The sequence below is a fragment of the Nocardioides pakistanensis genome, from assembly GCF_054781215.1.
Genome location: NZ_BAAGUV010000021.1, coordinates 1 through 1,270, shown reverse-complemented (window position 1 = coordinate 1,270; position 1,270 = coordinate 1). Strand labels below are relative to the sequence as shown.

General features: G+C 68.4%; 1 protein-coding gene. It reads right to left on the bottom strand.

All coding sequences use genetic code 11. The annotated features are described in order from the left end of the window. Positions 1 to 9: 9 nt before the first annotated feature. Entirely contained in the window at positions 10 to 1,068 is a 1,059-nt protein-coding gene (locus ACYVIH_RS08640) for an IS30 family transposase (protein WP_460868233.1), read from the bottom strand. Positions 1,069 to 1,270: the final 202 nt, after the last annotated feature.

The window sequence follows — 1,270 nt, the reverse complement described above, 5'->3', positions numbered from 1 at the left end:
CGGGTGGTTTCAGGTGGTGAGCGCAACACCGGTGATTAGGGTTTCGAGTTTCTCATACGGGGTGGCGTAGTCGAGGGTTTTGCGGGGGCGGATGTTGAGGAGGCGTTGTGTGTTGGTGAGGTCGGCGTCGGTGATGGTGTTGAAATCGGTGCCTTTGGGGTAGAAGTCTCGGACGAGGCCGTTGAGGTTCTCGTTCGTGCCGCGCTGCCAGGGCGAGTGCGGGTCGCAGAAATACACGCGGCAGCCGGTAGCGATCGTGAAGTGGGCGTGTCCGGCCATCTCGGCGCCTTGGTCCCAGGTGATCGTGCGGAGCAGTTCCCTGGGGAGTTGCTGGATCATGTGCTGGAGGACCTCGATCACGGTGGCCGAGTCCCTCACCCCGGGCAGGCGTCCCAGGAGCGCGAACCGGGTCTGGCGTTCCACGAGCGTCACGATCCCGGAGTTGTGCGGCCCGACGACCAGGTCGCCTTCCCAGTGCCCGGGAACGGCACGATCGGCGACCTCGGCGGGACGCTCGGTCAGTGTGGCCCCCGCGAGCCAGGGGCGGCTGGAGCGGCGGGGCAGCCGGGACCGGGGCACCCGCCCGGTCCGGCCTGTGCGCAGGGCTTTCTCCACGGTCAGCTCGTGTCTGAGCGCGCCTTTGCCCTGCACGTACAGGGCTTGGTAGATCGTTTCGTGTGACACCTGCATCTCCGCTCTGCCCGGGAACGTCCGCCGCAACTGGCCGGAGACCTGCTGCGGGGAGAACCGCTGATTCAAGCGTGACACGACCTCGCCCCGCAGCACCGGATCGGCGAGTTTGCCTTCCCGGGTGCGGGAGCGGGCCGCGAGGGCTTGCTGGTGCGCGATCTGGGCATCGTAACGCGCTTGCCCCCAGTGCCGGACCTGATGCGCGTTGATCTCACGCGAGATCGTCGAGGCCGTCACCCGGAGCTCGCGCGCGATCGCCCGCACCCCGAGTGGTTCAGACCGCGCCCTGGCCGTCTGGATGAAGACCCGATCCGCGAGCGTGAGACGCCGATACGACCCCGACTGCGACTTCGACTGCGTACCCGCGACCGCGTTCACGGGAGCGGGTGTGGGGGTGATTCCCCCGACACGGCCTCTGCGTAACTCCATACCCGCCAGTCTCGCCCACTGCCGCACCGCCCCTTCGGACACTCCCGCAGCCCGAGCCGCCCCGGCCGCGGACTGCCCACCAGCCAACGCCCGCAACGCCCCCGCGCGAACCTCCCACGCGATCTTCCTCGCCACAACACCCTCCCCACAG